This window comes from candidate division WOR-3 bacterium, from assembly GCA_039804165.1.
GTDB lineage: Bacteria > Hydrothermota > UBA3072 > UBA3072 > UBA3072 > JAFGHJ01.
On sequence record JBDRZZ010000037.1, the window covers coordinates 1 to 9,107 of the forward strand.

Sequence of the window (9,107 nt, forward strand, 5' to 3'; positions counted from 1 at the left end):
CTACTCCGAGTCTTTCTCTGAAATAATGGAAAGTGTTATGTTTAGGGGTCTCACCATAGGAGAATCCGCAAAGGAAAGAGAGACGACCATCAAAACGGAGCTTCTCCTCAAGGTCTCTTTCAGAGTTTGCGAAACCGAGATAGATAAGAAGGATAGCCTTAAAGAGGGAGACTGGGTCATAACCTTCTCTTCCTTCTTTGGAGTAGCGGTCTTTGACAAGCTCATAGATAAAAGAGAAGTCAATGGAGTCAAAAAGGATTTTAAGGGGGTCATTGGGTGGTATGAGGGAAGAGATTTTAATGTCAACGAAACTCAGTTGTTTAAACCTTCTCATCTAATGACCTCCTGTTTTAATATTAAATTTTACAATGAATTGCGGTAAATGGGAAATGAAAATAGCTTGCAAAGGCTTAATTTATGAGCCTTTACAAGTTATTGAACAGTCTTTAAAAGGGAGAGGAGGTGAAAGATGAGAGGTAAAAATAAGAGCTTTAGTAGAAAAATTTATTGTTTGCGGATGTTAATTTTTGTTTTTCTCCTTGTGCTTTCTTCCCTTCTTTTATTATCACAAATCGATTATACGAATGAGAATAAGAAATCACAAGAGGATAGCTCATCACATCCACACATTTTTACCTTTGTTTCAAAATGGGGTTCTAAGGGTTCTGGAGATGGACAGTTTAACTTTCCGTGCGGGATAGCAGCTGATTCTAATGGGTATGTTTATGTAGCAGATAGGAATAATCACAGAATTCAGAAATTTACCTCTGAGGGAAAATTTGTTTTGAAATATGGATCAAAAGGTTCAGGTGATGGAAATTTTAAATTTCCTTGCGGTATTGCAGTTGATAACTTAGGATATGTTTATGTTGTAGATAGGGATAATTGCAGAGTCCAGAAATTTACATCTAACGGGGAGTTTGTTCTAAAATGGGGATCCAAAGGCTTTGGGAACGGAGAGTTTTACTTTCCTTATTGGATTGCTGTTGATAATTCAGGCTTTGTCTATGTAGCTGATACAGGCCAAAATAGGATTCAAAAATTTACATCTAATGGAGTGTTTGTTGGAAAATGGGGTTCTAGTGGCTCTGATAATGGATATTTTCGTATGCCATTAGGAATTGCAATAGATAGCTTAGCAAATGTTTATGTTGTGGATAGATATAATTGGAGAATTCAAAAATTCAATTCAAAAGGAGAATTTGTTACTAAATGGGGCTCTACCGGTTTTGGTGATGGACAGTTTAACTTTCCATTTGGGATTGCAGTCGATAGCTCTAGGTATGTATATGTAGTAGACTGGAGGAACAATAGGATTCAAAAATTTACCTCTAATGGAGAATTTGTTTCAAAATGGGGTTCTAAGGGTTCTGAAGATGGACAGTTTCTTTTGCCTTGCGGGATTGCAGTGGATGGTTCTGGTTATGTTTACATAACAGAAAGAGGCAACAATAGAATCCAAAAGTTTAAAACAAAGTAAGAGTAGGGAAAGTAAGAATTTGTCTAAATTCATTTTTTACCCGTAAAAGGTCTAAATAAAAAATTTAGGGTTTTTTTAAATATTAGACTTTTATTACTTCACTTTTTTGAATGCGCCAGATTTTCGGAATAAGTGAAACATGCAATGTAAGTGAAATTAGGAAAGCTAGGATTAGAGCTAAAAATAGTATATTTATATATGGGTATATTTTGAGTATTTTCCAGTAATAATATAATGGAAGCGTTTTTGTTTCAATTGAGTGTAAGACCTCTGGAGGAAAATAGATCTTGTATGTCTCCCATGAATAATCTATCAAGAAGGTAAACCTTCCAGTAGCTAAAAAGGAATTAAATACAATCAATGCTATGGTGACGAAAACAAAAAGCAATAGAGCCACATAGCCCCGCAAAGGAGCTCCATTGCTAATGTCATAGACACCTGGTATAAATGAAAATATAAATTTTGATATTGCAAGCTTCCTTTTAGGTTTTGTTTCTATAATAATACTCTTATCAGGTGGAATAAAGGTAAAAATTAAGAATAAAATAACAAAAAATAAAAGAAACGCTTTAAAATAAATATTTTGCCAGGTTTTCTTCAAAGCAATTCTTATTAATAATGGAGAAAATGCCTTATATAAATCAGCTGAAGTTAGAGAGTAAGGAGGTATGAAAATGTTTTTTTTGAGAGCCTCAAGATTTTTTTCAGCACGATGAACGTCTTTCAAAGATTGATAGAGACTGAACGACCTTTCTTTATTGCCTGCTATGTGATTAATAACAGCTAACACATAAATTTTTTCTTTTGAGTCTCTTCCTTTCAACATTTTCTCGGTCTCATATACACTTAAATCAGAGCCAATATTGTCAGTTCCATGAGATGGATAACTTATGTAAAATAAGTTCTCAAAGTGAAAGTAACTAAAAATAGCTAAAAAGAGGGCGGAAATAGCAAAAATTGAGGCCAGAAGGATAGCATTTCGTTCTTTCGAAGAAATGTTCTTAAATATGTTTGATAAACTAATGCCTTTTCTATATAGGAAAAAGACAAAAAGTGATATAATTGCCAAGCCTACAATAATGATGAGAATTGACCAATGATATTTTATATAGTCGAAATCCCTAATTAGCGAGAATATTATTGGTAACATTGCTAATAGGAAAAATAGTGACAACAATTTAATTATACGAGATAATGCAGGACTTCCAAGACCTGAAGATTTAGCCTGGGTTCTTTTGTAAAAACAAATTTTAATGGACTTGGTTATTACTATAATTATCATTACAAAAAAGCTAATTAAAGTTGTGACTGAAAGTAATATACTATAATTTAAAAGAGTTAGAGATTTTATAAGATTAAATGGATGCATTTTCGCTTTAGCTAAATATTTGGATTCATTTTTTGCCCTCGAAACTTCACCATGATTTAAAAAGTATTGTTCCCATAATATAGCTATTAAATCATCTCCTTCTATACATATTCCTGTGAGCTCTCTCATGCGGTTAAGCCATAGATATATTCTCTCTTTATTAGCATCGTTATTAGGTTTTTGGTTCAAATGAGAAAATATTCTTCTAAATCCTGTAAGACCTCTTTCTAAAAATGTTGAATAATCAAGTGAAGGCAAGATTTTCTTAAGTTTATATGCTTTCAAATATGCTTTGTCTGCCCATTCTCGTTGAGAGAAAAGTTCAAAGTAATAAGCCATCCACATAAATTCGTAATAGGGGATAGCAGGGTAATCCCTAGAGAATATTGCCTCCCATACATTTATTGCTTCTTCGCTTCTTCCTTGTGCCCATAAAGCCTGTCCTAAAAAGAAGAGATACCAGGGCTGAGTAGGATCCTCTTCGATGGCTTTTCTAAGAGCTACCTCCAGTTCCTTAAAATCACATGGTAGCTCTTTTTTTATTTCCTTTGCAGGAGCCAATCTAAATTTTGGTTTAGGAAACAAATGAGGATTTGATATTTCGTATGTAAAATTCGATGACAGATATGATCCACTCCAAACGCCGTATAATCGAAGAAGAGCTATCCCATAAAAAATGGGACGATCAAATTTACCATGGGTAAAAGAAACGGTAAAATAACTACCGCTTTTAGGATAATAGGAATAGGTAATGTAGATACAATCATCTTTGTAAGTAAGATTTTTTATATAGCCAGGGATTCTGTGTCGTTCTATTACTCTTCCTGTATCTGGATCAAGAGCAAGTAAATAGCCCGAATCTGTTTCTTTATTTGCTCTTTTAAATGTTTCTTTTATATAAAGTTTACCATCATAAAAGATTGCCTTTTGAGTTGTATGGTGCTTCCCGGTTTCCGCAGCTTTTTTATATGCTGAAAGCGCATCTATATATCTTCCTTCCCCCATAAACAAATCTCCTAAGACTGCATAGCTCTGAGCGTCTCGGGGATCAAGGGAAACAGACTCATTTAATGCCATAATTGCTTCATCTTTTTTATTGAGCCTTAACAATGCCAAGGCTTTATATCGAAGGGTCTCTGAGGTCTTGGATGCCTGAGAAAAAAGGGACAAGGCTTCCTTAGCATTATCTTCTATATAGAGTTTGCGTATCCCTGCCATAAGAAGAACCATATCACTAATACCTTTGGCGGTTATTTTCCTTAGTTCTATCTGATTGGGTATTTCAGATTTGATAACCACTGCCTGGGCAGCTATTTTTTCTTCTGAAGGAAAAGATAAATCTAAGAGCCTGCCTTTTAGCAGTTCAAGTTCTTCTTCCTTTTCCTCTTTCAATTGTTTTTTTTCAGGAATAATTGTGAAGTAAGGTTGAATTTCTGTTTCACTTCTTACTGAATATGTCTCACCCCAAATAACTAAACCAGCACCAAGTGACTCCCCTAATGCCTGGGCTTCATCGTGATTATGAACTGGTATTTTTATTTTTTCTGTTCCAATGACTTTTATATCTTCTTTTTTAAGTTCTTCTTTAATGACTTTTTCTAAAAGCGCTGCCATTAGTTTCCCTTCTTTAGCGGAATCCTCATCCGGTCCATAAAAAGGAGCAATCGCTATTATAAACTCCTTTTTCTCATAATCGGTAAGAGGTGTTTCTTTATGCTTAGTTAAGAATGGTTTGGCTATAAAGAACGACAGAATAATTAAAAGTATTAGACTTACCGCAATAATAGCTTGTTTAGGTTGATATGCCTTTCTAATTGTTAAATGAAAGTTTTTTAGAATTGATAATTTCTCTGTATCTCTTACTAAAATAGTATCTATCTCTTTAATAATTTCATTGTAGGATGAGGGGCGCTTATTCATATCTTTTTGGGTCATCTTTTCTAAAAGTCGACAAACGCCATCAGGGATGTAAGGTAGGGTCTCTTTAACTGAGGGAAGTGGCTCATGCAAATGTTTATCAACGATTGAAAATGGAGTATTCCCTTCAAATGGTGGCTTACCTGTTAACATTTCGTAGAACATAATCCCCACCGAATAAATATCACTTCGGAAGTCTGTCTGCTTTCCCTGTGCCTGTTCAGGAGATACATAATACGGTGTTCCTAAAATGTACCCCGAAGGCGTTAAAGTAATACCTCCTTCCATTTTTAATGGCTTCGCTAGTCCAAAATCTGTTATATGAATTTGATTCTTTTTATCTATTAGGATATTAGAGGGTTTTATATCTCTATGAACTATACCCCTTTCCCATACTGCTTCCAAAGCTGAAATTACTTGTCTTAAAATTTTAAGCGCGTCTTCTAATGAGAGTTTTCCGAGAGTTTTTATTTTTTTAGAAAGGGGCTCGCCATCTATATACTCCATAACAATATATGTCCTTTTTTCACTTTCTCCGAAATTATACACTCGGACAATATTAGGATGTTCAATGCTTGCCATTGCTTGGGCTTCACGCAAAAATCGAGCTTTAGCTTCTCTGTCCTGGACTGTTTTTTCAGATAATATTTTAATAGCAACAAGACGTCCGAGAAGTTCATCCCGTGCCAAATATACCTTTCCCATACCTCCTTCACCTATAAATTGCAAAACTTTATAACCAGGGATTTTTGGAAATTCAGGTGTAGCAATGTTCACAGTTTTAGTAGAACAATAAGGACACTCCTTCATTCCTTCTGGTAGTGGTTTTCCACATTCCAAGCATACAGATTTACCTATCATTGATTTTTCTCCTTTATATAAATAATATTAAAAACTCTTACTTAAGTCAATTTTCTCTCTTTATCTGGTTAAGAGATATAAACCAGGGTAATAGAGAGAAAGAAGGGGGTAAGAGAGAGGAACATGCGACTAAAAATTCAAAACCCTGGTCCTCATCACATCAAATAGCTTCTCTATCCTATCTTTCCTCCTGTATAAAAGCAAAATCTCTTCCCTCCCCAACCCTTCTCTATTGGTGATTATTATCATCTTGCCCATCCTTTCCATCAGCCTTGAGAGCACCTTCTCCTTCCTCACTAACTTAGCTTTCCCATCCCTTACCCTGATAGAGAAAAGTTTCTTCCCTCCCTTTATCCTCTCTTCTATAAACCTCTCTACCTCCTCCCCCCTCAGAAATCTCTGATCTCCCCCCCTCAGAAATCTCCTCCCCCTTACTCCATCCTCTATCTCTACAAGCTTCCTCATCAGTCCCTCTATCTCCTCTGCCCTCCTCTTCTCATCCAAATAAAGATGCGCTTGAACTGATATCCCAGATACCTTTACCCCCCTCTTTACATGAAAAAGTGCATGCTTCTGAAGATAAAAACCAGAAAGAGGTGAGGAAAGTGCCTTCTTGTTCTTTGAGATTAGCGCGCCCGCTATCTTTCTGCCAAGAGGCATGGGTAAGATGAACCCTATACCCTCTCTATCCATCTCAGCTATATTCGTCTCACTGTAAAATCCTCTATCCAAAACAAAGAGATACTCTTTCAATCCAAAGGATTTTAAATGATTGAGTATGTTCTTTAATGTGGAGACATCAGGAATACTCCCTGGGTAGATTCTATAGCTTAATGGAAGTTCTGAATCACCACCAACAATTATTCCAAAATTGATCTGAGGAAGATTCTCCCCATCTCGGTTATATCCCCATTCCAGAGATTCAATGAATTTGGAGTAAGAGGAGATAGAGGTTATGTCAAAAATAATGGCTTTTATCTCCCCTTGCATCTTTATCCATTTCCAAAAGAACCTTTCCCTCTCTTCCTCCATACTCCCTATCTTCTCTAAAAGATTGCTTATCTGCTGAGAGCTTAGAGAATTACAATCTTCAAGATAGCTATCTTCAGCCCAGAGCTTGAATAGATAAAGAGGTCTCGCTTCTGAAATCTCATAGAAAACCAGAGAGATAATATCTTTTGCCATCTCCTCTCCAAATGCAAACTCTAAAGCCTTCAGTAGTCCTATCCTTTCTGCTATCTTTTTGAGAAGATATACATGACCAAAGCTTCGGGAAAGCAAGGGTCTCATCCCTTTTCTTGGTTTGAGAACTTCTCCTGTTCTCAAATCCTTCTTCCCAATATATTTTCTTCTCTGCCTTGCTTGTTTCTTCTGAGAGTCCCAGTAACTTTCAACTTCATAAAGATATACATGCTTACCTATTTTCTGTTCAATTGTGAAAGCCATAGTTATTAATAATAATAAAAAAAGGGATTTTAGGTTGATAATCGCTACCGCAAAGAAAACTGGATATGGAAGAGAAAGAATCGCAAGGATTCTAACTGAGAGGGGGTTCCTGGTCAAACCTTCTACAGTGAGATATGTTCTGAGAAGATATAAGGTATCAGCCAAATACAAAAGGACAAAATACCGGAAAAGACAAAGATACTATGATTTTGATTCCCTATATCCTCTACAGCATTTTGAAGTGGGTCAAGCCTTGTTTGACTTTATTTGTCTACTTAATTGGGATTTCCCTTACCACTATTGTCTTTGTCAGTTGGTCATGGACAAGCCTTCTTGAAAAGAGGTAGGGGAGGAGCATTCCAAGACCTGCGGGGAGAATTAGAGCGATAAGGAGGATAGAGCGAATTATAGATTGAAAAATAGTGGGTGGAAGTCCGCTTTCCTGCTGGACAACTCTTATCTGAGTGAGCCAGTCTCCTGGGGTTCTACCCTTCCATAAAGCCAAGAAAAGGGATAGATATATTGCAAAGATTATCATTTCTATTCCTGTTAAATGGAAATAGTTGAGTTCAAGGACAGGCTTGCTTTCCTTTTGCACAACAATTTTTCCAGGCTCAGCCTCCACATGACCAACAGGAGTTTCAAGTTCAAGTTTCTTATCGTATGCTTTTAATTTTCCTGCGGGTGTTTCCATTTGCACCACCGGTTTTGATTCGCCAGGCTTAGGAAGGGGTGGAGAAACTTTTATTAATGGATGTATGAGAATTCCTGATATTATACCTAACGAGCTCATAAAAATTAGAACATCCATATAAAAAGAGACTAGTCTCCTCCACCAGGGGGCTATTTTAAAAGCTGGTTTTCCATCATCAGTAGCAATTAAAGGTTTCCTTTCTTTATAATGGGTGGGAATTGAATATATGTTTACAGGATGGGGAAAACCCTTAAATTGGAAAGGAATTAGTGGAATTGCTTCATATTCAGAAGTTTTACTTATTCTATAAGCTTCTTCTGTGATGCAAATACATCCTCCCTTCACTGATTGAGAGAGTCTGAAGACAAGATTGACAGCGTCGCCATGAATGTCGCCTTCATCATCAATTCCCACTTCTCCAACATGGATAGCTATTTTTAACCTTGGTTTTTTTATATCCTTTGGGGCTTCAGGAATGGAGTGTTCCTGTAAAGCTTTTCCTGCGTTAACTGCTGAGGTAACAGTCTCAAATACGCACAGAAAACCGTCTCCGAGAGTTTTTATTATTTTCCCGCCATGTTTTGAGATAATCTCTTCAACCAGTTTCCTGTGTTCTTTTATAAAATTTTCAATAAACTCTCTTTCAGTCTGGAAGGAAAGCCCGGAAAAACCTTCAAGATCTGTTACCAAAATGGCAAGAATTTTTCTTTGCACATTTTTTATTTTACTTCTAATTTTTTGGATTTCCAAAAAATTTTAAAAAGTAACGAAGAGGTTTTCTATCCGAGATGGCAGAGTAAAGTTGAATTCAGTATCTAAAGTATCTATAAAACGAATTATCCTTTAATAGGATTTAAAAGCTTTATTACTCCAGCCATATTTTGATAACAGATTCTTCATCTTCAAAGAGGAACAGTTCCATTGAGCCAATTCTTTTGAGATCTTGGATAATTCCTCTGAGATTTATTTCAGTTTTTTCATTTCTTATTCTGCAGTTTTTGCTTGATTTTAGTAATGTTTCAAGAAACGGAAGATAAATTCTTATTTCCGTATCTTCCTTTCCTACTTTCTTTTTCTCACTGATGCAGATTTTTAGCCATTTTGCCTCCTTAAGATTTTTTGAAGATATTAAAAATTCTTCAGCTTTTGCAACTTTTTTAATTATTTTTAAGTCTTCTTTATCAGAAGAAAGCCCTTGCGAGTTAAGGGCTATAATTAGAACCAATAGAAAAACACAGAAATACATAAATTTTACTTTTTCTTTAATTTTGTTGAATCTTGTCTTTTGGATTTTACCTTTTAAATTAAATATTTTCATCCCTTTCATATTTCCTCCTATT

Annotated in this window: 6 protein-coding genes; 1 reads left to right on the forward strand and 5 read right to left on the reverse strand. The window is 35.6% G+C overall.

Annotation, left to right across the window (positions count from 1 at the left end; all coding sequences use genetic code 11):
* Positions 1-334 (reverse strand): transposase (locus ABIN61_08735; protein MEO0294286.1); only part of this gene is annotated, 334 nt, incomplete at its 3' end.
* Positions 335-469: 135 nt separating this feature from the next.
* Here ABIN61_08735 and ABIN61_08740 point away from each other — a divergent pair.
* Positions 470-1,480 (forward strand): 6-bladed beta-propeller, encoded by a 1,011-nt coding sequence (locus tag ABIN61_08740; protein MEO0294287.1) that lies wholly within the window; start codon positions 470-472, stop codon positions 1,478-1,480.
* A gap of 82 nt (positions 1,481-1,562) precedes the next feature.
* Here the strand turns inward: ABIN61_08740 and ABIN61_08745 are convergent, their stop codons facing one another.
* From ABIN61_08745 to ABIN61_08760, 4 genes are all read right to left on the reverse strand, one after another.
* Positions 1,563-5,627 (reverse strand): protein kinase, encoded by a 4,065-nt coding sequence (locus ABIN61_08745; GenBank protein ID MEO0294288.1) that lies wholly within the window; start codon positions 5,625-5,627, stop codon positions 1,563-1,565.
* Positions 5,628-5,756: 129 nt separating this feature from the next.
* Entirely contained in the window at positions 5,757-6,812 is a 1,056-nt protein-coding gene (locus tag ABIN61_08750; protein MEO0294289.1) for an IS1634 family transposase, read from the reverse strand.
* 532 nt (positions 6,813-7,344) lie between these two features.
* Complete coding sequence (locus ABIN61_08755) at positions 7,345-8,481, reverse strand: RDD family protein (protein ID MEO0294290.1); 1,137 nt, start codon at positions 8,479-8,481, stop codon at positions 7,345-7,347.
* Positions 8,482-8,632: 151 nt separating this feature from the next.
* Complete coding sequence (locus tag ABIN61_08760; GenBank protein ID MEO0294291.1) at positions 8,633-9,085, reverse strand: hypothetical protein; 453 nt, start codon at positions 9,083-9,085, stop codon at positions 8,633-8,635.
* Positions 9,086-9,107: the final 22 nt, after the last annotated feature.